Raw genomic sequence first — 22944 nt, 5'->3', positions numbered from 1 at the left:
CGGGAGGCGGCTGACGCCTTGCACGACCTACGAAAGTCAAACCCGGCGCGTAGGCCCGGTAAGGCGCTAGCCGCTACCGGGCAATTTCAGAAACGCGCAGTTTGTCTTAAATAACGTTTCTCAAGGACAACTCGAAAATAATCTTTTCCGCCTGGCAGGAGAAGGCAATAGAAGCGTCCAGCTTCACCTCATCACCTGCGGCCTCAATGCTGTAATCGACCTGCGGCGGCTCGCTGGCGGGCGTAGCGGCGGTAGCGCGTTCACGCAAGAGTGCGACAATTGATTCCGCATCCTCCCGCGAAGGGAAATTTTTAGCCACATGGTAAACGCAATCTTCATTATCAATGATAGATCCAACGTCAATGGCGCAACCTTTGGTACTGCATTTATCTACAACATCTTTCATAACGATAACCTCTTGAGTTTCTATCAGGATAAGAATCCGTTAACGGAAAAGCAAACCATTAAAATTCGTATGGATTAGTTAGCTGGAATTATATACCGCCGAGTGAATCATCTCCTTGCGCCCTCGCATAGCGAAATCGCGATTGCGCGTTGATAAAACACTGCGTCGGTAAAATCTCACGCCACCGCGATCAATCGTGCACACCATCACACTATTCTGCGCTCTGTCTCGTTTATCTCGCTTTATAGCGTTACCCTTCTCACAAAATAACGCCAATAAGGAGCTGCCATGGCACTGCCAGTGATTATCGATTGCGATCCGGGTCATGATGACGCGATTGCCCTCGTTCTTGCCCTCGCTTCACCCGAGCTTGATGTGAAAGCCGTAACGTCTTCCGCCGGAAACCAGACGCCGGACAAAACGCTGCGCAACGTGCTGCGGATGCTCACCCTGCTTAAACGCTCGGATATTCCGGTAGCCGGTGGCGCGCTGAAGCCATTGATGCGGGAGCTTATCATCGCCGATAACGTGCATGGTGAAAGCGGACTTGATGGCCCGGCGCTGCCGGAGCCTGGCTTTGCCGCACAACGTTGTACCGCCGTCGAGCTGATGGCCAAAACGCTGCGCGAAAGCGCCGAGCCGGTCACTATTGTCGCCACCGGACCGCAAACCAACGTTGCTCTGTTGCTTAACAGTCATCCTGAGCTGCATGCCAAAATCGCCCGTATTGTGATTATGGGCGGCGCGATGGTGCTGGGTAACTGGCAACCGGCTGTCGAATTTAATATCTACGTCGACCCGGAAGCAGCGGAGATTGTTTTCCAGTCCGGCATTCCGGTCGTGATGGCGGGATTAGACGTCACCCATAAAGCGCAAATTCATGTTGAAGATATTGAGCGTTTCCGCCGTATCGGCAACCCGATATCCACTATCGTTGCCGAACTGCTCGATTTCTTCCTTGAGTACCATAAGGATGAAAAATGGGGCTTCGTCGGTGCGCCGCTGCATGATCCCTGCACCGTTGCCTGGCTGCTTAAGCCGGAGATTTTCACCACCGTTGAACGTTGGGTCGGCGTGGAAACGCAGGGGAAATACACTCAAGGGATGACGGTGGTCGATTTCTACAACCTGACCGGTAAGAAACCAAATGCTACGGTGATGCTCGACGTTGACCGCCAGGCGTTTGTTGACCTGCTGGCCGAACGGCTGGAATTCTACGCGTAAATCGTCATCATAAATCCCGGTGGGCACTACTGCCCGCCGGGAAATACGTTACTCGTCAGGCGAAACGCGAACCACCACTTTACCGAAGTTCTCGCCCTTCAGCAGGCCGATGAGCGCCTGCGGCGCGTGCTCAAGGCCGTCGACGACCTGCTCACGGTATTTGATTTTGCCTTCCTGCACCCAGCGCCCCATCTCCTGCTGGAACTCCGCAATGCGGTGGCCGTAATCCTGGCCGATAATAAAGGCCTGCATCCGAATGCGCTTTTTCAGGATTGTTGCCATCAGCAGCGGCAGACGATCCGGGCCGTCGGGCAGCGCGGTGGCGTTGTAGCCGCTGACCAGACCGCAAACCGGGACGCGCGCAGAGGTGTTTAACAGCGGCAGAACTTCATCGAAAACTTTCCCGCCGACGTTCTCATAATAGATGTCGATCCCTTGCGGGCAGGCTTCGAGCAGCTTGACGGCAAAATCAGGCGCCCGGTGATCGATACACACGTCGAACCCTAAGGTTTCAACCGCATAGCGGCACTTCTCGCTGCCGCCGGCAATGCCCACCGTGCGGCAACCTTTCAGCTTCGCTATCTGCCCGACCGTCGCGCCGACCGGCCCGGTCGCGGCGGCGACCACCAGCGTTTCACCCGCTTTCGGCTGACCAATATCCAGCAGGCCCATATAGGCGGTAAAGCCCGGCATTCCGAGGATACCTAACGCCCAGGAAGGATGTTCAGGATTAGCGCCTAACTTCACCAGCCCGCTGCCGTCAGAAAGTTCATAATCCTGCCAGCCGCCGTAGCCCAGCACCCAGTCGCCGGGCTGAAAATCAGCATGATGAGAGGTCACGACGCGGCTCACGGTACCGCCCACCATCACCGCGCCAATAGCCACCGGCGGTGAGTAAGATGGCGCATCGCTCATGCGTCCGCGCATATAGGGATCTAATGACAGAAAGACGGTGCGCAGCAGTATTTGTCCGGGGCCCGGAGATGCGACCTCGCCCTCTTCCAGGCGGAAGTTTTCCCCGGTTGGCTCGCCGTGCGGGCGAGACGCCAACAGCCAGCGGCGATGGCGTTGCAGATTAAAAGCCATAACAAACTCCTCTTTTGACAAGTCTGTACTGAGGCTAGCTGTTTTCCCGGCAACGCGCATTGACATTAAGAGCCTATCTAAGAGGCAGATTGATTAAGTCGAACAACCAGATAAACGCAAGATTGCGTTGTTTCGTTAATGAAGCGGCAGTCGTTAGGTGGCCCCAGTTCCAGGCAATCCCCCGCCTGCATCTCGTGGCGCGTGTTGCCTTCGACAAACACCAGTTCACCTTGCTGTAGCCAGATAAGCTGCCTGGCCAGCGCGTAAGACGCCGCAGGCATCGGAATATCGCTTCCGGCGGGAAGCTCAACCTGCACCAGGTCGATAGGCAAATCACTGCGCGGTGAAACGTGACGGCGCAGATAGTGGCTCTGCGGATCGTGCCACACCGGCTGATTAGCAAAACGCAGTAGTTTGCCTTCCTGCATCTCAGCCCTGGCGATCAGCGTCGACATGCTGATGCCAAATGCGCCGGATAATCGCCCGAGCATTGACGCCGTGGGGCTGCTTTCACCGCGCTCGATCTTGTGGATCATCGCCCGCGATGCCCCCGCTCGTTCGGCCAGTTCACTCAGCGACCAGCCACGGGATTCCCGTTCGATGCGGATGCGCGCGCTGATGCGTTGGTTAAGGTTGTCTTCTAAAGTATTCATATCGTGACACTATAGTGTATGAATCTGGCAGCAACAAGCGGGTCGCAGCGAGCGGTATAGCGCGACATAATAAAATATTATGACCAAAGCAGATGACAGCCCTGCGTACATTATTGTAATAATATCGTACTACTATAGTGTACAAACGTTTGAGGTTTGCCATGAGCATCCGCTATGCCAGCAAAGACGATTGCGCCGCAATCGCTGAAATCTACAACCATGCGGTCGTTCATACTGCCGCTATCTGGAACGACAAAACCGTCGATACCGACAACCGCATTGCCTGGTTTGAAGCCCGGCAGTTTGCCGGATATCCGGTGCTGGTCAGTGAAGAAAACGGCGTTATTACCGGCTACTCTTCCTTTGGCGACTGGCGCGCCTTTGACGGCTTCCGCCATACCGTCGAGCATTCGGTTTATGTTCATCCCGAGCATCAGGGTAAAGGTCTGGGCCGCAGCCTGCTGGTTGCGTTAATCGCGGAAGCCAAACGATTAAATAAACACGTCATGGTGGCCGGCATCGAAGCACAGAATCAGGCCTCTTTGCATCTGCATGAAACCCTGGGCTTCATCACCACCGGACGCATGCCGCAGGTAGGGACTAAATTTGGCCGCTGGCTGGATCTGACGTTTATGCAATTGCAGCTCGACGATCGCCGCGATCCGGACGGTAGCGCATGAATCAGACGCTGACCCTGGCCTGTTTAATTGCCGCGGGTGTTGGGCTGGTGCTACAAAACACGCTGATGGTGCGGATTACCCAATCCGCTTCTACCATTCTTATCGCTATGCTGCTTAACTCGCTGGTCGGTATCGTGATTTTTGTGACGATTCTGATGCTGAAGCACGGCGCTGCGGGCTTTCAGGAGCTGGCGGGCAGCGTGAAGTGGTGGACACTCATTCCCGGCCTTCTGGGGTCGTTCTTTGTTTTTGCCAGCATCAGCGGCTACCAAAACGTCGGGGCGGCAACCACCATTGCGGTATTGATTGCCAGCCAGCTGGTTGGCGGGCTGGTGATTGATCTGATCCGTGCGCACGACGTGCCGGTTCGCGCCCTGATTGGCCCATTGTGCGGCGCGGTAATGCTGGTGATAGGCGCCTGGCTGGTGGCCAGACGCCAGTTTTAACAGCGATTTAATGAATTTCGCCGCCACGGGTCAACTGCTCGCGGCGCGCTTCCTGCTCTTCATGCTGCTGGCGACCATGATGAGCGATAGCATTTCGCAGACGCTGCTGCTGAGCATAGCGCTCTTCGCGTCCCAGCTCAGCGTCATCGCTCAGCGCGATCAGCAGTTCATTCATATGGGTAATGACGCCTTCCGCAATCGTGGCATCCACGCGGGCGATCACTTCATCCAGATGTAGCATTCTTTTCTCCTTGCGGCTTAATTCAGTTTTACTTTGGAAAAATCGCTGCCCATCAGACTCACGCTATAGCCACTGACGTTGCTGCGCGTTGCGTAGAAGGTTTTCCCGGTCGCCAGAGTTATCCACGGGGCCTGCTGATAAAAAATCTCCTGCGCCTGACCATACAGCTTCGCGCGCTCCTGCGGGTCGCTCACCAGGATAGCCTTTTTCACCAGCGCATCGTAGGATTTATCACACCAGCGGGCGACGTTAGAGCCGGTTTTAATGTTGTCGCAGCTTAGCAAGGTACCGGCGAAGTTGTCCGGATCGCCGTTGTCAGACATCCAGCCAAATAGCGCGCCGTCGTGCTCACCTTTACGCATCCCGGAAAGATATTCACCCCACTCGTAAGTGACGATTTTGGCTTTAATGCCGACCTTGCTCCAGTCATTCTGGATCATCTCGGCAATACGACGTGAATTGGGGTTGTACGGACGCTGCACCGGCATCGACCACAAGGTCACTTCCGCGCCCTTTTCCAGTCCGGCCTGCTTGAGCAACTCTTTCGCTTTTTGCGGGTCATAGCCGTAATCCGGCAGATCTTTCTTGTAACCGAGCATATTGGCCGGAATTGGTGATTTCGCCACGCTACCGGAGTCCAGGAAAACCGCTTTAACGATCGCCTGTTTGTCTGTTGCATAATTTAGCGCCTGACGCACCAGGACATTATCAAACGGCTTTTTCTCCGTATTAAACGCCAGATAGCCGACGTTGAGCGCCTCCACCGAGTGCAGGGCCAGGTCTTTATTGCTTTTAATCACCGGGAACTGTACCGGCGACGGCGCGGGAATAATCTGGCATTCATTGGTTTGCAGCTTCGCCAGACGCGTCTCAACGTTTGGCGTGATGGAGAAAATCAGGTGCTTAGTCGGCACTTCGCCATCCCAGTAATGCGGATTGGCGATATAGCGGATCAACGAGTCCACTTTATACTGTTGTAGCGCGTAAGGCCCCGTACCGATTGGCCAGGTATCAACATACTCCGGCGTGCCTTTTTTCAGCATCGCCTCGCCATATTCGGCAGAAAGAATCGACGCAAAATCCATTCCCCAGTCGGCGAGGAAGGCCGCGTTTGGCTCGTTCAGCACAAACTGAACGTGGTAGTCATCGATCTTTTTGACTTCTTTAATCAGCTTATCCAGCCCAACGTCGTGGAAATATTCATAACTCCCTTGAGAAACATTATGGTACGGGTGTTTCTCATCCTTCTGACGCAGTACCGAGAACAGCACATCATCGGCGTTGAAATCGCGGGTCGGCTTGAAGTATTTGTTGCTGTTGAACTGTACGCCCTTGCGCAGGGTGAAAGTCCAGGTTTTACCATCCGGGGAAACGGTCCATTCGGTCGCCAGTGACGGAATCGGCGTATTTTTGACCGGATCAAAGTTGATCAGGCGGTTATAAAGCACCTGTGAACTGGCAACGAAGGATGGGCCGGAGCTGGCAATCTGCGGGTTGAAAGATTCTGGTGAAGCTTCGGAGCAATAAACAAGCGTATCGTTCCCCGCCGCCCAGGCACTTGCCGCTGGCAATAGCGCGCTCAACGCCAGCGCAAGAAGCGTTTTCCCTGTAGACATGGTTATAAGCCTTATGAATATTGTTATAAGAGCCTTAATAACAGCACAGGTACATTCAACCGGCAAATAATCAATTGCTATCAGGTTATGCTAAATACTGCGTTTTAGCCGATTAATTCAACATCAGCCGTTTTTTTCATCATCAATTTCACCAATAAATGTGAGGACTGCGAAAGGTTAGGAAAAAAGAGGGCGATAACCGCCCCGTGCCCTCCTGGAGGCGATGGAAACCGATACACTCGGAAAAAACGCAACGTCAGGAGACGCTTACAATGACAATAACCTGCAATCTGTACACCAATGGTCAGTGGCACGATGCCGAAAATCACGCCACCTTTACCCGCCGCAACCCGCTAACGGAAGAGACGGCCTCCGTTGCCAGTGCCGCAAGCCAGAATGACGCCCGGCACTGCGCAGATACAGCGGCCGCGGCTTTCCTGCAATGGCGGGAAACGGTACCCGCCGAGCGGCGACGCTTGCTGCTGGAAGCCGCAGAGGAGATGCTGCGCCGTGAGGCTAAATTTATTGCCGCGATGGCGGCAGAAACCGGTGCTACCGCCCACTGGGCCGGTTTTAACGTTCATCTGGCCGCCGATATCCTGCGCGAAGCCGCCGCGTTGACCACGCAAATCGAGGGACAAGTTATCCCATCCAACCTGCCGGGAAACCTGGCGATGGGGATCCGTCAGGGGGCTGGCGTGGTGCTCGGTATCGCGCCGTGGAACGCGCCGTTAATCCTCGCGACCCGCGCTATCGCCACGCCGCTGGCCTGCGGCAATACGGTGATTCTCAAGGGCGCAGAACTCTCACCGGCAAGCCAGGGGCTGATTATCGATGCCCTGGCGGCGGCGGGCTTTCCCGCAGGGGTGGTTAACTATCTGACCTGCGCCCCCGCTGACGCGCCTGCGCTGGTAGAATCACTGATTGCCCATCCCGCCGTGCGCCGTATCAACTTCACGGGTTCGACGCCGGTGGGAAGAATTATCGCCCGCACCTGCGGCGAACATCTGAAACCGGCGGTGCTTGAGCTGGGTGGCAAAGCGCCGCTGCTGGTACTGGATGACGCCGACCTCGAGCAGGCAGCGGCAGGCGCAATTTTTGGCGCATTCGCCAATGCCGGGCAAATCTGTATGTCGACCGAGCGAATCATCGTTGATAACGCCATCGCTGACGAATTTGTCTCTCTGCTGGCCAGGCGGGCCGCAGCCCTGCCCGCCGGCCTTCTCGGCCCGGTAGTGGATATGAAAACCGTAGCCCGCTGCAACGCGTTAATTGAAGATGCGCTGGCAAAAGGCGCGCGCTTGTTAACCGGCGGCACGGCCAGTTCAACGCAAATGCGCGCCACGCTGCTGGATGGTGTGACCCGAGAGATGCGCATCTGGCGTGAAGAGTCCTTTGGCCCGGTGAAATCGATTATTCGCGTTCAGGATGAAACGGAAGCGCTGGCCGTCGCCAACGAAAGTGAATATGGTCTCTCATCAGCGGTCTACAGTCGGGACAGCGCCCGGGCATGGAACCTGGCGCAAAATCTACAAACCGGCATTTGCCATATCAACGGCCCCACAGTGCACGATGAAGCTCAAATGCCGTTCGGCGGCTGCAAATCGTCAGGCTATGGCCGTTTTGGCGGACGCGCGGGGATTGCCGAATTTACCGAATTACGCTGGATAACGCTGCAAACGCTCGCGCGTGAGCTACCGTTTTAAGCCTCACGGCTTATTGAAGACCACATCGTTAATCTGACGTTCTGCCTCAGCGCTAAAGTAAAATTCGGCCACCGTTCGGGCCAGCGCTGATGGGTTTTCCCATGCCATTGAGTGCCCTGCCAGGGGCACGATAAACAGCGGGATCCCTCGGGCCGAAACATCACTCGCCTCACGGGCCGGAAGAGAAAGCTCGCCGTAAATCAGGGCTTTCGCGCAGGATAAATTGATAAATCGCGTAAACCAGCCGGGATTAACGCCCTTCACCAGACAGGTCGCACCGCGCCATACCGCCCAGGGGGCGCTATTTTGCAAACAGCCTGCCCACGGAGAGGTTTCTGACGACAACATCTGTGCATAGCCACAATGAATAAAGCGTTCTTCCGTTTGCTCGGCGATGCGCCTGCTATACATTCCGCCGCCAGGATACAAATTAGGCTCGGCCACCAACAATCCCAGCACTCGTTCAGCGAGGAGTTCCGCCGCTTCTATCGCAATGCTGCCGCCCATGCTGTGACCATATAAATAGCAGCGTGTCAGCGATAAGTGATCCAGCAGCTCGACCACTACTTTGGCCTGATCGCTTGTGCGGTAGCCGAAGGGCTGAGGTTTATCGCTGTATCCGTAACCGGGTAAATCGACAAGAATCGTGCGCCGCCCAACCAGCGCCGGGTCCGCGGCAACGCGAGGATAGTCATAGGTAGAGGCGCAGCCCAGACCGTGGATAAACACGATGGGTTCACCCTCACCGGGCAGATCGAGCCAACGCACGGTAGCGCCAGCCTCAGAGGAATAAAAACTGTTCATCGAATAGCATCCGTTAGTGATAACTGTTTTTTTATACAGTCATCACGTAACCTTGACTACCCATTTTTAAATCAGAACAACGAGACCAGCAGCGCCATCGGAAAACTGAACGGCCAGGTTGCACCAATCAGCAACGCCGCCAGCAGGCGGACCCAGCGGCTCTCTTTAGTTAAGAACCAGCTTATTACGGCGCAGATACAACCCATAACCGCATAAAAAACAAGCATTTTCTGGTATAAAGTCATTTTTCTTCTTCCTTCCCTGATAAGCATTTTCGCGTAACGCGATGCTTTTTTCGCACCCCAGAGTACGTCAGAGATTATGGCATTATAAAACGGTTACCAGGGTTAATTTTCAGAAAAGAGCCTGATTCGGCTTTGTCCGATAGCGCAACCTTTGACCTCGTACTATACCTGTAGAGGCTTACTCATAAAGGTGGCGTTATGGATGTTTCCAGCAAAACCGTTATTCTGATTAATGTCGGCGCAGCACTTGCGCTAATCGGCCTGTTATCCGTTCGTTTTGGTTGGTTTTACTGATCTTATTCAGCAATGAAACCTAAAAAAGCAGCCTTTAAAGGCTGCTTTTTTACAATTTGAAAGAGTCCTCACCGGCAGCAGATACGCTCTTTTGCGCGACAATCAGCTTCCTGACGTCAGGATTCCAGGCCGGTAGCAGATCGACTTTTTCACTATCCCACTCAGCAGCAACGCAGACAGATTCTGGAACGCCCTGTTTTTCACATCCGATAATATGTTTGGCGGGAATATTTCCGTAGAGAATGACTGTGGCACCCGCCACAAAAAGAAAACACGCTATTTTTTTCAAAACAATTTCAACTTCAAGGCAACAAATTGCGCCGGATGTTCGCATGAGCGGGCTTAGAATGTCAAATCCCCCCCTTCATCTACTGACGCCAATACGCCTCTGGTGATAGCGGGTCATTGTTCATTCTTTCTAATGCTAATTTATCCATTTATGTGATTGAGTGCTGGTGAGCTTGCCCCAAACAGGAGTACCGGGAAAAGAACGATGCGTAAAAACACATAAAATATCAATAAATTAAAATAATTAAAAATTACATGAGACCTACACCCCCCTATAAATGATAAAAAATATCATTTGCGTTAATTTAGATAAAACCATACATTCATAATCACAAGTTATGCGAAGCTTGTTTTTTGCTCATTTAATTTTGGGGTGGGACATGTCCGGAATCGCCGTTCTCATTGTGGCGCTAATTTTGCTGGTAGCTGCAATTTACAATCTTATTTCTTATGTTCGCGACCGTCGGCAGTCGAGTTTACCGAGCAAAAAAACAAAACGTTAGCCTGATAATCATTTCTCATAAAATAAATTATTCTGCACATAATAAATTTCGTAAGGCGTCATGCAGGTCAAATCACAGCAGCAAGTTGATAGTTAAGTAAAACAAAAAGCCCCTGCAAATCAATGCCGGGGCTGGTGAAATATTATCGTCATTACGCGGTGTAAATGAACCCTCGATGTAGAGGGTTAACCAACCCCACCCGGCGCTTATCTCCGGCACTCATTATGGCTTAGCTCTTGAAGGGGCATGAGAATATTCTCATAAATACCTCCTTCTGTTTTAGCTTTCGCTGCCATAGCAACTATTAGCAAGCTAATTTAGACACTGGCAACTATCGCTTGCCGTTTTCTAGCCATGCTTAATCATCACGTGCCTGATAGTGGTATAGTCCTCCAGACCGTACATCGACATATCTTTGCCATACCCAGAGAGTTTCTGCCCGCCGTGCGGCATTTCGCTCACCAGCATAAAGTGGGTATTGATCCAGGTACAGCCATACTGCAAGCGCGCGCTGAGGCGGTGCGCTCTGCCGACATCCTTCGTCCATACCGACGACGCCAGACCATATTGAGAATCATTGGCCCAACTGAGCGCCTGCTCTTCATCCGCAAACGAGGTGATGCTGACGACCGGGCCAAAAACCTCGCGCTGCACAATCGCATCTTCCTGCTTCGCCCCAGCCAGCAATGTGGGCTGATAGTAATAGCCGTTACCCGGCGCTTTGCTACCGCCGGTGACCACCTGAATATGCGGCAGCGCGCGAGCGGCATCGACAGCAGCGCTGACTCTTTCCAGATGCGCCAGTGAGCTTAATGGCCCCAGCTCGGTCGTTTCATCATTCGGGGACCCCATCTTCAGGCTGGCGACCGCCGCGCCCAACTTCTCCACCAGTTGATCATAAATACCGGCCTGGGCGTAAATGCGACAGGCTGCAGTACAGTCCTGGCCGGCGTTATAAAAGCCAAAGGTCCGCACGCCTTCCACCACGGCATCGATATCCGCATCATCAAAGACAATAACCGGCGCTTTGCCGCCCAGCTCCATGTGGGTGCGTTTAATCGACGAGGCAGTATGGCCGATGATATGCGCCCCGGTGGCAATTGAACCGGTCAATGATACCATGCGGACTTTAGCGTGAGCCGTCAGCGGATCGCCAACGGTTGCCCCGCGGCCAAACAGTACGTTAAGCACCCCGGCAGGAAAAATATCTTTGGCCAGTTCCCCCAGCTTCAGCGCGGTTAACGGGGTAATTTCAGAAGGTTTGATCACCACGCAGTTGCCCGCCGCCAGCGCCGGGGCCAACTTCCAGGCCGCCATCATCAGCGGATAGTTCCACGGCGCGATGGAAGCAACAACCCCGATCGGGTCGCGGCGGATCATGGAGGTGTGTCCTTCAAGATACTCTCCTGCCGCCATCCCCGGCAGACAGCGGGCCGCCCCGGCAAAAAAACGGAACACATCGGCGACCGCCGGGAGTTCATCGTTGACGACGCAGTGCAGCGGCTTGCCGCAGTTAAATGACTCCAGTTCAGCCAGCGACTGCGCATGATCGGTAATCACGTCCGCCAGCCTGAGCAGGCATTCTGCGCGAGTTTTCGGCGTGGTCTGGCTCCAGATTGAGAATGCCTGGTCAGCGGCATCCACCGCAGCATCCACCTGTGCCGCGGTGGCTTCGGCAATCGATAAAATCTCTTCACCTGTGGCAGGATTAAACACCGGCACCGTCTCGCCTTCCCCAGCCACTAACTTTCCGTTAATCAAAAGGTTATTTTGCATAGCATTTATCCTGTATCGGTCTTTTATTTTCCGTTTTCAGCCCTGGATTCGCCGTCACGGGTGAGCCACCAGGCCCCCAGAATCGGAATCATCGTCACCAGCATCACCAGCAACGCGACCACGTTGGTCACCGGGACATCACGAGGCCGTCCGAGCTGATTAAGCAACCAGAGCGGTAGCGTGCGCTCGTGTCCGGCAGTAAACGTGGTAACAATAATTTCATCAAACGAGAGGGCAAATGCCAGCATCCCGCCCGCCAATAGCGCCGATCCCAGATTGGGCAACACTACGTAACGGAAGGTTTGCCACCCCGTCGCGCCTAAATCCATTGAGGCTTCCACCAGACTCCATGAGGTCCGGCGAAAGCGGGCAATCACGTTGTTAAACACCACCACCACGCAGAAGGTCGCGTGACCTACAACGATAGTCAGCAGTCCCGGCTCAAGGTTGACCGCCTTAAACGCGGTGAGCAGAGCAAGCCCGGTAATAATGCCGGGCAGCGCGATCGGCAACACTAGCAGCAACGACACCACATTTTTGCCAAAGAAGGTGCTGCGCCATAGTGCTCCTGCAGCCAGCGTGCCAAGTACCAGAGCAATAGCGGTAGAGAGTGCGGCAATTTTTAGTGACAACGTCACTGACTCAATGATATCGCTGCGCCCCGCAGCCTCGCTAAACCAGCGCAGCGTCAGGCCCTGCGGTGGAAAGCTGAAAGCGGCATCTTCAGTATTAAACGCATAGAGCGCGATAATCAGCAGCGGGAAATGGAGGAAGATTACGCCTCCCCAGGTGGCCACTTTCAGGAACAGTGGTGCCCGTTCAGAGTGCATCGAACGCTCCCAGACGTTTCACGAACGCCAGATAGAGGGCAATCAGCACAATGGGCACCAGGGTAAAGGCGGCTGCCATCGGCATATTGCCAATGGCTCCCTGCTGGGAATAGACCATATTGCCGATAAAGAACCCCGGCGGCCCCACCAGCTGCGGCACAATAAAATCGCCCAGCGTCAGCGAGAAGGTAAAAATGGACCCTGCCGCAATGCCAGGGATCGCCAGCGGCAACACCACGTAGCGAAAGGTCTGACGCGGACGTGCGCCAAGATCGGCTGAGGCCTGAAGCAGCGACGGCGGCAGACGTTCTAGCGCCGCCTGCACAGGCAGGATCATAAACGGCAGCCAGATATAGACAAAGACCAGAAAGCGCCCCAGGCCGGAAGTCGACAGCGTATTGCCCCCTACTGCCGGGATCGCCAACACCAGACTTAGCACACTTTCCAGCCCGAGATGGCGCAGAAACCACTGCGCTACGCCATCTTTCGCCAGCAGCAGCGTCCACGCATAGGCCTTGACGATATAGCTCGCCCACATCGGCAGCATCACGGCGATATAGAAAAACGCCTTCATCTTGCCGTGGGTATAGCGTGCCATATACCAGGCCATCGGTAATGCCAGAATGGCGCTGGCGACCGTCACCGATAACGCCATCACCAGCGTACGTACAATAATGTCGTAATTTGCCGGGTTAAACAGTGCCCGCAGATTAGCCAGCGTCAGGTCGCTGGTTACCGACATAGTAAAATCATCAAAGGTGTAGAAGCTTTGCCATAACAGCGTCAGTAACGACCCAAGATAGACAATGCCAAACCACATCAGCGGGCCGAGCAGGAGCAAAAACAGGGCCAACGACGGTTTACGCCAGAATAGCCCCGACAAGCGCCCGGTAGAGGCTGAGGGAATGAGCATCGTCATATCAGCCTCCGTTCGCCAGAGGCACCATCGCCGCGCGCGACCAGGAAGCCAAGACCGTTTGTCCCACCGGCGGCGCGTTTAGCGCAGCGTTACCATCGACATTCGCCTGGCTCACCAGCAGTTTTTCGCCATCGACCAGCTTCAGTTCGACGCGCGTCGCCGCCCCCTGATACTGCACCGCCTGCACCACTCCCTGCGTTTGGATTTCCCCGGCAGCGTTCAGCCGAATATGTTCCGGGCGCAGCGACCATGCCCCGGCCATCGCACACAGTTTTTGCGCACGCTCGCTGCTAAAGACGTTGGCGGTCCCGACAAAACCAGCAACAAACGCAGTTTTGGGCCGCAAATAGAGGTCCTGCGGCGCATCAACCTGTTCAATTCGCCCGTTATTAAACACCGCAACGCGATCGGACATCGACAGCGCCTCGCCCTGATCGTGGGTGACAAAAATAAAGGTGATGCCCAGCGCCTGCTGCAGTTTTTTCAGCTCGACCTGCATCTGTTCACGCAGCTTCAAATCCAGCGCGCCGAGCGGTTCATCCAACAGCAGAACGCGTGGCTGATTGACCAGCGCCCGGGCGATCGCTACCCGCTGGCGCTGACCGCCGGAGAGCTGGGATGGCTTGCGCGCATAGACAAAACCGAGCGCCACCTTCTCCAGCGCCTCCTGTGCGCGGGCGTGCCGCTCCTTTTTGCCGATCCCCTTGACCATCAGCCCGTAGGCGACGTTATCCAGCACCGACATATGAGGAAACAGCGCGTAATCCTGAAATACGGTATTCACATCGCGCTGCCACGGCGGCAGTTCGCTAGCCGGTTTGCCAAAGATATGAATTGCCCCGCCGGAAAGCTGTTCAAACCCGGCAATCAGGCGCAGGCAGGTGGTTTTGCCGGAGCCAGACGGCCCCAGCATGGAGAAAAACTCGCCATCGCGAATGGCGATGCTAACGCTATCTACCGCGCGCACGTCGCCGTACAGGCGCGAAACATTATCAAACTCAACTGCGTACATGTTCTTCGCCTCCGGCGACTTAACGACCGCCCATAATCGCGATGTAATCCTGGGTCCAGCGGCTGTAGGGGACAAATTTTCCGCCCTCGGCCACCGGCGTTTTCCAGAACGCAATTTTGGCGAACTCGTTGTAACCATTGGTCTCGCAGCCTTTATCACCCAGCAGCGCACTGGCCTTGCAGCCCTGCGGAACCACCGGCAGAGAACCAAACCAGGCAGCAACGTCGCCCTGGACTTTCGGCGTCAGCGACCAGTTCATCCATTTGTAGGCACAAACCGGATGTTTGGCATCGCTATGCAGCATGGTGGTATCCGCCCAGCCGGTAACGCCCTCTTTCGGGAATACCGTGGCAATCGGCTGGCCTTCCGCCTTCAGTCCGTTGGCCTGGTAAGGCCAGGCGCTGGAGGCCACCACGCCTTCGTTTTTAAAGTCGCTCATTTGTACGGTAGTGTCGTGCCAGTAACGGTGAATCAGCCCGTGCTGATCGCGAAGGACTTTCAGCACCGCCTGATATTGAGCTTCGGTAAGCTGATAGGGGTCATCAATCCCTAATTGTGGTTGGGTCGCTTTGACGAACAGCGCAGCGTCGGCAATATAAATCGGACCATCGTAGGCCTGCACGCGACCCTGGTTGGTTTTGCCGTCCGGCAGGTTTTGTTTCACAAATACCACGCCCCAACTATCCGGCGGTGTCGGGAAGGTTTTGCTGTTATACATCAGCAGATTGGGCCCCCACTGGTACGGAGTGCCGTAAACCTTCCCGCCGACGTTAAACCACGCGCCTTTTTCCACTCGCGGGTCGAGGGTCTTCCAGTTGGCAATCAGCGCAGTGTTAATCGGCTGTACGCGCTTACCCATAATCAGGCGCAGGGACGCATCGCCGGAAGCGGTCACCAGATCGTAACCGCCTTTGGCCATCAGGCTGACCATCTCATCGGAGGTGGCGGCGGTTTTCACATTCACCTGGCAGCCGGACTCTTTTTCAAACTGGGTTACCCAGTCGTAGCTTTTATCCGTCTGGCCGCGTTCGATATATCCCGGCCAGGCAATAATATCGAGACGCCCTTCTCCTTTATCCAGAGACGTCGGCGGCTCGGCGGCCTGCGCCGTCAGGAAGGCCATACCCAGCACACAAAGGCTGCCACGGGCAATTTTTTTGCTCATCGGGTCTTACTCCTGTCACAAGAAAATTAGCGGCAGCCGTGCCGTAAAAATATCTCCCTTAATAACAGTAGACGGCGCGCTTAGGGCCCCCGGGGAAATTTATTCAGGTTGTGACAAAGGGCGCATTACGCAACAATTAATTAACACTAGATAACTTTGTGGATTATAGACAAGGAGTTAGCGGGGTAATACGATTATGCGAATTTCCTATGGTTAGTCGCGGTAAAATATTAACCAGCATAATGCCCGGCTTATTTAACGGGCCGGGATAGTCGACTGGAAATAAATAAAGTTACACCAGCATCTCGCGGATCAGCTCCCCCAGCCGTTTCACCCCCTGCTCCTCTTTTTCGCCCCAGCCCCATGCGGTATTAAAGCGGAAAAATGAGGTCCAGTTGGCGGTAGTAGAAAACATTTTCCCCGGTGCGATGCTGATATTATACGCCAGCGCTCGGGCGCTCAGTTCACCCGCGTCGGCCCCGGCGGGCAGCTCAAGCCAGAGAAAATAGCCGCTATCGCTGTGATGGATTTTCACCTCGGCAGGAAGATGACGAAGCAATGCCTGCCAGGCCTGCTGCTTACGTTCGGCAAGCTGTCGGCGCAACCGCCGTAAATGCGCATCGTAGCGCTTGGTCGAAAGATAATCCACTAGCGCCAGCTGCATGGGTGAACTGGTGGAAAGCGTACTCATGAGCTGTAATTGCTGGATACGTCGGGCATGTTTGCCCGCCGCCACCCAGCCGATGCGAAACCCCGGCACCAGGCATTTGGAGAAGGAGCTGCAGTGCAGCGCCATATCATCACGATCCCAGTACTTGGCCGGTAGCGGTTTCTCGCGACCGAAATAGAGTTCGCTGTAAACATCATCTTCAATCAACATCACGTTGTAGCGCGTCAGCAGCGCAATCAACTTGGCTTTTTTCTCCGCGCTGAGGGTGAAGCCGAGCGGATTCTGACCGTTGGTCATCAGCCAGCAGGCCTTGACCGGATAGTTCTGCAACGCCTGCTCCAGCGCGGTGAGATCAACCCCCTCTTTCACATCGGTCGCCACCGACAGCGCCTTCAGACGCAGTCTCTCCAGCGCCTGCAACGCGCCGTAAAAACAGGGATTTTCCACCACCACCCAATCACCCGGCTCCGTGACCGCCTGCAGGCTAAGGTTCAACGCTTCCAGCGCACCGGCGGTGATAACGATTTCGTCCGGGGAGATATTCATCCCCTGCAGCGCATAGCGTCGGGCAATGGCATGACGCAGCTCGTCGTTCCCCGGCGGCAGGTTTTCAATCACGCTCATGGCGGTAGCGGTTTTGCTCACCTGCGCCAGCGAGCGGTTAAGCTGCGGTAATGGGAACAGGCGCGGGTCAGGAAAGGCGGAGGCAAAAGGCAGCATCGACGCGCGACGGCTGGCCTGCAGTACCTCGAAAATGTAGGTGTTGATATCCACCGCTTCATCGCGCGTTACCTGGGCGGGCGGCTCGGGCTGGCGCTGTTTGATGGGCTGCGGCGCAACATAATAACCAGACTGCGGGCGAGCGATAATCCGCCCCTGGCTTTCCAGCAACTGATAGGCATGGCTGACGGTCATAAAACTCATCCCGCTGCTCACCACCTGCTCACGCAGTGATGGCAACCTGTCGCCAGGTAACCACACCCCAAGCGCGATCTGTTCGGTAAGTTGCTGCGCCAGCTGCTGGTACTTTTTCATCGTCGGGTCCGGTTTATCATTCTTGTAACCAATGATATATCAGATGAAAAATAATGGCAGTTTATAAAAACTGTTATGGTATGTAGTGAAACAACACATTCCCGGAGGCGGCTGTAAATCCGTAGCCCGGCGAGCCGGGAGACATCTATCCTGCGTTTTGCCAAAACGTCATAACAGAACCCAACTGTTATAGGGAAATACAGCGTTTCTGTTTCTGCAACCTGTCAGGAACGAGGCCTAGAATTGCGCTGAATCATTTTTGTTGCGGAGTTCTGCATGTTCGGTCTTGATGCATTCCACCTGGCGCGGATCCAGTTCGCCTTCACCGTGTCATTTCATATTATCTTCCCCGCCATCACCATTGGATTAGCCAGCTACCTGGCGGTACTGGAGGGGTTATGGTTAAAAACCAGAAATCCAACCTGGCGCTCGCTTTACCACTTCTGGTCGAAAATCTTCGCCGTTAACTTCGGGATGGGCGTGGTCTCCGGCCTGGTGATGGCCTACCAGTTCGGCACCAACTGGAGCGGGTTCTCCGAGTTCGCCGGGAGCATAACCGGCCCGCTGCTGACCTATGAAGTGCTGACCGCCTTCTTCCTTGAGGCCGGATTCCTCGGCGTGATGCTGTTCGGCTGGAACCGCGTCGGGCCCGGCCTGCACTTCTTCGCCACCTGCATGGTGGCGCTGGGGACGATTATCTCCACTTTCTGGATCCTGGCCTCCAATAGCTGGATGCAAACGCCGCAGGGGTTTGAAATCGTCAATGGGCAGGTGGTGCCGGTGGACTGGTTCGCCGTGATTTTTAATCCGTCGTTCCCTTACCGCCTGCTGCATATGTCGGTGGCGGCCTTTCTCAGCAGCGCGCTATTCGTCGGCGCATCGGCGGCATGGCACCTGCTGCGCGGCAACAATACCCCCGCCGTTCGCGCGATGTTCTCTATGGCGCTGTGGATGACGCTAATTGTCGCCCCCATTCAGGCAATGATTGGGGATATGCACGGACTGAATACGCTCAAGCACCAGCCCGCGAAAATTGCCGCTATTGAGGGACACTGGGAGAATACTCCTGGAGAACCCACCCCGCTATTGCTCTTCGGCTGGCCGGATATGCAGCAGGAGCGCACTCGCTACGGTCTGGAAATTCCGGCTCTCGGCAGCCTGATCCTCACTCACAGTCTGGACAAACAGGTGCCCGCGCTCAAGGAGTTCGCCCCGGAAGACAGGCCTAACTCCACCATCGTCTTCTGGTCATTCCGCCTGATGGCCGGGCTAGGCATGCTGATGATCCTGCTCGGCGCGCTGGCACTGTGGCTGCGCTATCGCGGTCGCCTGTATCACTCCAGGCCGTTTCTGCGCTTTGCGCTGTGGATGGGGCCGTCCGGGCTTATCGCCATCCTCGCAGGCTGGGTCACCACCGAGGTAGGCCGCCAGCCGTGGGTAGTTTACGGGGTACAGCGCACCGCCGATGCCGTTTCCGCTCACGGCGACCTGCATATGTCCATCAGCCTGCTGACCTTTATTGTGGTTTACAGCTCGGTATTTGGCGTCGGCTATAGCTATATGCTGCGCCTGATTCGTAAAGGGCCTCAGGAAGCGCAGCCGCCCGCATCCGGTACGCCAGCGCGACCGCTTTCCGCCGCGGCAGAAGGTTTACAGCAGAAGGAGTCCCACTAATGGGTATCGATTTATCGGTTATCTGGTTTGTCATTATCGTCTTCGCCACCTTGATGTATATCGTGATGGATGGCTTCGACCTGGGGATTGGCATTTTATTCAGTACCACACGAGATGCTGCAGACCGCGATGTGATGGTGAACAGCGTCGCACCGGTCTGGGACGGCAATGAAACCTGGCTGGTGCTCGGCGGCGCGGGCCTGTTTGGCGCGTTTCCGCTGGCCTACGCGGTGATTATTGATGCGCTGGCAATCCCGCTCACCCTGATGCTGATTGGCCTTATTTTTCGCGGCGTTGCCTTTGAATTCCGCTTTAACGCTACGCCATCACACCGTCCGTTCTGGGACAGAGCCTTTATGGGAGGTTCAATTCTGGCAACCTTCACGCAGGGCATGGTGGTTGGCGCGGTGATCAACGGCTTCGCGGTCAGCGGCCGCAGCTTCAGTGGCGGAATGTTTGACTGGCTCACGCCGTTTACCCTGTTTTGTGGCCTGGGTCTGTGTATTGCCTATGCGCTACTGGGTGCCAGTTGGCTGGTGATGAAAAGCGATAATGCGCTGCACAGAAATATGCGCGTAACCGCGCGCGGCTTGCTACTGGCGCTACTGATAGTGATTGTCGCCATCAGCATCTGGACCCCGCTGGCAAAGTCAGCTATTGCCGAACGTTGGTTTAGCTTGCCCAACCTTTTCTTCTTACTGCCGGTGCCGTTGCTGGTCGCGGCGATAAGCAGTTGGCTGTGGCGAACACTGGGCAACAGCACGAGTCACCTGTTGCCTTTTGTCCTGACGCTGGGGCTGATATTCCTTGGTTTTAGCGGTCTGGGGATCAGTATCTGGCCGCATATTATTCCACCGGGTATCACCCTCTGGCAGGCCGCCGCGCCGCCGCAAAGCCAGGGCTTTATGCTGGTTGGCGCGCTGCTGATACTCCCCGTGATCCTCGGCTACACCTTCTGGAGCTACTACGTTTTTCGCGGCAAAGTTCAACATGGTGAGGGGTATCATTGATGCAACGATTATGGCTTAAACGGACGTTATGGATGGTCGCCCTGTGGGGAGGCAGCGTGCTGGCGCTGGCAGCGGTGAGCATGGGGTTCAGGCTACTGATGACGGCCGCCGGACTGAAAGTTTAGCCGTGCGGAGATAATAATCTGATACACGGCATCTCCATTTTGTCTTCACTTTTCTCTGTTGAAATATTTGAGCATATAAAAATAAAGGATGTTGTTATGAAAAAGGTTCTTTTACTGTCTGCTGTGATGTCGCTTGGGCTGTCATCGTTCGCTTTTGCCGCAGATAACCCACCGCCGCCGCCGGAAAAAGCGTCTGCTCAGCAGAGTAACCACGGCCACGATAGCAAAGCGCCGCAGCACAACGGCCAGCAACCGCCAAAAGGCGAACAGCATGACGGTAAACAGCCACCGAAGGGCGATCGTCAGGATGGTAAACAGCCGCCAAAAGACGGTAAACACCAGCCGAAAGGCAACCACAATGACGGCAAGCAGCCGCCAAAGGGTGAGCATAAAAACGGTAATCAGGACGGCAAGCCGTTACCGCCGAAAAACCAATAAGTTTTCCTGCCCGATAGCAACCCTATCGGGCTTTTTTTCACCATCCGTCACGCTCTACTGACAAAGGCTTTACCGTTATCAGGCGCCCTTGCGTTTTGGTAGGGTTTTCAGCAGATCGTCCGGGCTGACGGACGCAACGATACTGCCCGGCAGCGGCATTTTCAGGATATGATTTTTTATCTTACCAACCACGTGCATTTCGCACGGACGGCAATCAAACTTCAGGGTCAGTACTTCATCGCCGTGAATCAGCTGCATCGGCGTCGCCTTCCAGCTCTTAATTGATCCTTTTGCCTGTTTTGGACACAGGTTAAAGGCAAAGCGCAGACAATGCTTGGTGATCATCACCGGCACGTCGCCCTTCTCTTCGTGCGCTTCATAGGCGGCATCGATCAGCTGTACGCCGTAACGCTGATAAAACTCGCGGGCTTTGTGGTTGTAGACGTTCGCCAGAAACGATAGATGTGTTTCCGGATAGACCGGCGGCGGGACGGAAACCGGCTTGCGGCTGCCGCGCACCACGGCTTTCAGGCGCGCGTCATCCAGCATTTCAGCCGTTTCACGACGCAGCTGGTTCAACAGGCTGTTCGGCACGAACAGCGCGCCGGGCAGGTTAATCTGCACAGTGCGCGAATAGTAAATCGTCTGCCCCAGCTTCGCTACGCCGTCGCGCAGGTTCGCCAGCGCTTTCTCCGCCTGGGTCGCTTCCGCAAATTCGCCGTCAAGGGTATGAGTCACGCTCACGCCCTCTTCGCTGGTCATGGTTAAGACCAATTGTTCCTGCCATCCGCTCAGTTCGATATCAACCGCAATTCGACGCTCGCTGGAGGTTTTCAGCAACGCCTGCTGCCAGTTGTGATCGAGGTTACGGTTCAGCGGCTGGTGCGGACGCACTTTATATAAATCGGCAGGCATTTCATTCGGCCACACGCGATAACGATTTTCGCCGGTTTTTTCTACCGTATTGGCGCGAAAGCCGACGATTTCACGTTTGATCATCACGTTAAGACCGTCGCCGTTGGTCAGCGCTTCAGTCACATCAACATCAAGAAAATCTTTACCGACTTTAAGAACCTCGCCCACCGGCAGACCAATAAACTTCGGCGAGTCAAAGGCGCCAATATCGCCTTTGCGCGCATTGACAAAGTAGTCGGTGCTACCGCGATGGAAGGTTTTATCCGTTGACGGAACAAAGAAGTGCTCCGTGCGGCCCAACGATGAGCGGGCCAGATCGCCGCGATCTTCGATAATTGCGTCGAGCATCTGGCGATAATGCGCGGTGATGTTCTTCACGTAGCTCATATCTTTGTAACGACCTTCAATCTTGAAGGAGCGCACCCCGGCATCAATCAGCGCGGCCAGGTTGGCGGTCTGGTCGTTATCTTTCATCGACAACAGATGCTTTTCATAGGCCACGACGCGGCCCTGATCGTCTTTCAGGGTATAAGGCAGGCGGCAGGCCTGCGAGCAGTCGCCTCGGTTAGCACTGCGGCCGGTCTGAGCATGGGAGATATTGCACTGGCCGGAATAAGCCACGCACAGCGCGCCGTGAATAAAGAATTCAATGGTCGCATCGGTGTTATCGTAAATCGTTTTGATCTGCTGAAGGTTCAGCTCGCGAGCAAGTACGATTTGGCTGAAACCAACATCAGAGAGAAATTTTGCTTTCTCGACGCTGCGGATATCGCATTGGGTACTGGCGTGTAGCTCGATCGGCGGGATATCCAGCTCCATCACCCCCATGTCCTGGACTATCAGCGCGTCCACGCCGGTTTCATACAGGTCGGTAATCAAACGCTGCGCTGGTTCCAGCTCATCATCATGAAGAATGGTATTCAGGGTCACAAACACTTTTGCACCATAGCGATGGGCAAACGGCACCAGGCTGGCGATATCGCTCAGGCTGTTGCTGGCATTGTGGCGTGCGCCGAAGCCCGGCCCGCCAATATAGACCGCGTCGGCACCGTGTAAAATCGCTTCACGGGCGATCCCGGCATCGCGGGCAGGACTCAGTAGTTCAAGATGATGGTTTTGCAGGCGCATACGCTCGTCGTTATCCATTATAGGGGGGTCGAAATGGCGGCTATTGTAGTCAGAA

At 55.1% G+C, this 22944-nt stretch carries 25 protein-coding genes; 10 read left to right on the top strand and 15 right to left on the bottom strand.

Features of this window, described 5'->3' with window-relative positions; all coding sequences use genetic code 11:
• Positions 1-106 precede the first annotated feature (106 nt).
• Positions 107-406, bottom strand: a complete 300-nt coding sequence (locus tag FN082_RS18360) for a DUF406 domain-containing protein (RefSeq protein ID WP_139538167.1) — start codon at positions 404-406, stop codon at positions 107-109.
• Positions 407-694: 288 nt separating this feature from the next.
• Between FN082_RS18360 and rihA the strand changes: the two genes are divergently transcribed.
• On the top strand, positions 695-1630 hold the full coding sequence (rihA, locus tag FN082_RS18350; RefSeq protein ID WP_142461702.1) for a pyrimidine-specific ribonucleoside hydrolase RihA: 936 nt from the start codon (positions 695-697) through the stop codon (positions 1628-1630).
• Between the two features lie 48 nt (positions 1631-1678).
• Here the strand turns inward: rihA and FN082_RS18345 are convergent, their stop codons facing one another.
• Both FN082_RS18345 and FN082_RS18340 read right to left on the bottom strand, forming a co-directional pair.
• Entirely contained in the window at positions 1679-2716 is a 1038-nt protein-coding gene (locus tag FN082_RS18345) for an NADP-dependent oxidoreductase (RefSeq protein ID WP_142982074.1), read from the bottom strand.
• Positions 2717-2793: 77 nt separating this feature from the next.
• Positions 2794-3369: a helix-turn-helix domain-containing protein gene (locus tag FN082_RS18340; RefSeq protein WP_139538163.1), complete on the bottom strand. Its 576-nt coding sequence runs from the start codon at positions 3367-3369 to the stop codon at positions 2794-2796.
• A gap of 161 nt (positions 3370-3530) precedes the next feature.
• Between FN082_RS18340 and FN082_RS18335 the strand changes: the two genes are divergently transcribed.
• The gene (locus tag FN082_RS18335) at positions 3531-4049 is read left to right on the top strand and encodes a GNAT family N-acetyltransferase (protein WP_139538162.1); all 519 of its coding nucleotides are present in this window, start codon (positions 3531-3533) and stop codon (positions 4047-4049) included.
• Positions 4046-4495 carry a DMT family transporter gene (locus FN082_RS18330; RefSeq protein ID WP_139538161.1) on the top strand — a complete coding sequence of 150 codons (450 nt, stop codon included), beginning with the start codon at positions 4046-4048 and terminating at the stop codon, positions 4493-4495. The genes FN082_RS18335 and FN082_RS18330 overlap by 4 nt, the downstream gene beginning before the upstream one ends.
• 7 nt (positions 4496-4502) lie before the next feature.
• On the opposite strand, the gene FN082_RS18325 is transcribed toward FN082_RS18330, so the two are convergent.
• Entirely contained in the window at positions 4503-4736 is a 234-nt protein-coding gene (locus tag FN082_RS18325; protein WP_142461700.1) for a DUF2526 family protein, read from the bottom strand.
• 17 nt (positions 4737-4753) lie between these two features.
• Positions 4754-6352: an ABC transporter substrate-binding protein gene (locus tag FN082_RS18320; RefSeq protein WP_142982073.1), complete on the bottom strand. Its 1599-nt coding sequence runs from the start codon at positions 6350-6352 to the stop codon at positions 4754-4756.
• A 272-nt stretch (positions 6353-6624) separates the two neighbouring features.
• On the opposite strand from FN082_RS18320, the gene FN082_RS18315 reads away from it, so the two are divergent.
• On the top strand, positions 6625-8058 hold the full coding sequence (locus FN082_RS18315; RefSeq protein ID WP_142982072.1) for an aldehyde dehydrogenase: 1434 nt from the start codon (positions 6625-6627) through the stop codon (positions 8056-8058).
• A gap of 3 nt (positions 8059-8061) precedes the next feature.
• On the opposite strand, the gene FN082_RS18310 is transcribed toward FN082_RS18315, so the two are convergent.
• Together FN082_RS18310 and FN082_RS18305 are read right to left on the bottom strand one after the other, a co-directional pair.
• On the bottom strand, positions 8062-8862 hold the full coding sequence (locus FN082_RS18310; protein ID WP_139538157.1) for an alpha/beta fold hydrolase: 801 nt from the start codon (positions 8860-8862) through the stop codon (positions 8062-8064).
• A 71-nt stretch (positions 8863-8933) separates the two neighbouring features.
• Complete coding sequence (locus FN082_RS18305; protein ID WP_139538156.1) at positions 8934-9107, bottom strand: GhoT/OrtT family toxin; 174 nt, start codon at positions 9105-9107, stop codon at positions 8934-8936.
• Positions 9108-9305: 198 nt separating this feature from the next.
• Between FN082_RS18305 and yncL the strand changes: the two genes are divergently transcribed.
• Positions 9306-9401, top strand: coding sequence for a stress response membrane protein YncL (gene yncL / locus FN082_RS18300; protein WP_139538155.1), 96 nt, complete (start codon positions 9306-9308; stop codon positions 9399-9401).
• Between the two features lie 49 nt (positions 9402-9450).
• Here the strand turns inward: yncL and FN082_RS18295 are convergent, their stop codons facing one another.
• A complete protein-coding gene (locus FN082_RS18295; protein WP_139538154.1) occupies positions 9451-9735 on the bottom strand; it encodes a hypothetical protein in 285 nt (94 codons plus the stop codon).
• A 334-nt stretch (positions 9736-10069) separates the two neighbouring features.
• Here FN082_RS18295 and FN082_RS18290 point away from each other — a divergent pair, with 334 nt between their 5' ends.
• Positions 10070-10192: a small membrane protein gene (locus FN082_RS18290; protein WP_139538153.1), complete on the top strand. Its 123-nt coding sequence runs from the start codon at positions 10070-10072 to the stop codon at positions 10190-10192.
• 348 nt (positions 10193-10540) lie between these two features.
• Here FN082_RS18290 and patD read toward each other — a convergent pair whose 3' ends face one another.
• The 6 genes from patD to FN082_RS18260 all read right to left on the bottom strand — a co-directional run bounded on the left by patD (position 10541) and on the right by FN082_RS18260 (position 17599).
• Positions 10541-11968: an aminobutyraldehyde dehydrogenase gene (gene patD / locus FN082_RS18285; protein ID WP_142982071.1), complete on the bottom strand. Its 1428-nt coding sequence runs from the start codon at positions 11966-11968 to the stop codon at positions 10541-10543.
• A 23-nt stretch (positions 11969-11991) separates the two neighbouring features.
• On the bottom strand, positions 11992-12798 hold the full coding sequence (locus tag FN082_RS18280; RefSeq protein WP_142982070.1) for an ABC transporter permease: 807 nt from the start codon (positions 12796-12798) through the stop codon (positions 11992-11994).
• Complete coding sequence (locus FN082_RS18275; RefSeq protein WP_142982069.1) at positions 12788-13717, bottom strand: ABC transporter permease; 930 nt, start codon at positions 13715-13717, stop codon at positions 12788-12790. Before FN082_RS18275 ends, FN082_RS18280 begins: the two co-directional genes overlap by 11 nt.
• A 1-nt stretch (position 13718) precedes the next feature.
• Complete coding sequence (locus tag FN082_RS18270) at positions 13719-14729, bottom strand: ABC transporter ATP-binding protein (RefSeq protein ID WP_139538149.1); 1011 nt, start codon at positions 14727-14729, stop codon at positions 13719-13721.
• A gap of 19 nt (positions 14730-14748) precedes the next feature.
• Entirely contained in the window at positions 14749-15894 is a 1146-nt protein-coding gene (ydcS, locus tag FN082_RS18265; protein WP_139538148.1) for a putative ABC transporter substrate-binding protein YdcS, read from the bottom strand.
• A gap of 292 nt (positions 15895-16186) precedes the next feature.
• Complete coding sequence (locus FN082_RS18260) at positions 16187-17599, bottom strand: aminotransferase-like domain-containing protein (RefSeq protein ID WP_139538147.1); 1413 nt, start codon at positions 17597-17599, stop codon at positions 16187-16189.
• A gap of 276 nt (positions 17600-17875) precedes the next feature.
• Between FN082_RS18260 and FN082_RS18255 the strand changes: the two genes are divergently transcribed.
• The 4 genes from FN082_RS18255 to FN082_RS18240 all read left to right on the top strand — a co-directional run bounded on the left by FN082_RS18255 (position 17876) and on the right by FN082_RS18240 (position 20846).
• Positions 17876-19273: a cytochrome ubiquinol oxidase subunit I gene (locus tag FN082_RS18255; RefSeq protein ID WP_142465901.1), complete on the top strand. Its 1398-nt coding sequence runs from the start codon at positions 17876-17878 to the stop codon at positions 19271-19273.
• Entirely contained in the window at positions 19273-20283 is a 1011-nt protein-coding gene (gene cydB / locus FN082_RS18250; protein ID WP_139538145.1) for a cytochrome d ubiquinol oxidase subunit II, read from the top strand. Before FN082_RS18255 ends, cydB begins: the two co-directional genes overlap by 1 nt.
• Complete coding sequence (locus FN082_RS18245; RefSeq protein ID WP_139538144.1) at positions 20283-20408, top strand: DUF2474 domain-containing protein; 126 nt, start codon at positions 20283-20285, stop codon at positions 20406-20408. The genes cydB and FN082_RS18245 overlap by 1 nt, the downstream gene beginning before the upstream one ends.
• Positions 20409-20504: 96 nt before the next feature.
• Positions 20505-20846 (top strand): hypothetical protein, encoded by a 342-nt coding sequence (locus FN082_RS18240; protein ID WP_139538143.1) that lies wholly within the window; start codon positions 20505-20507, stop codon positions 20844-20846.
• 78 nt (positions 20847-20924) lie between these two features.
• On the opposite strand, the gene FN082_RS18235 is transcribed toward FN082_RS18240, so the two are convergent.
• Positions 20925-22889, bottom strand: coding sequence for a peptidase U32 family protein (locus FN082_RS18235; RefSeq protein ID WP_139538142.1), 1965 nt, complete (start codon positions 22887-22889; stop codon positions 20925-20927).
• Between the last annotated feature and the right edge of the window lie 55 nt (positions 22890-22944).

The sequence above is a fragment of the Klebsiella spallanzanii genome (genome assembly GCF_902158555.1).
GTDB classification, from domain to species: Bacteria; Pseudomonadota; Gammaproteobacteria; order Enterobacterales; family Enterobacteriaceae; genus Klebsiella; species Klebsiella spallanzanii.
The sequence above is the reverse complement of the archived record's forward strand: the minus strand, read 5'-3'. Positions and strand labels throughout refer to the sequence as shown.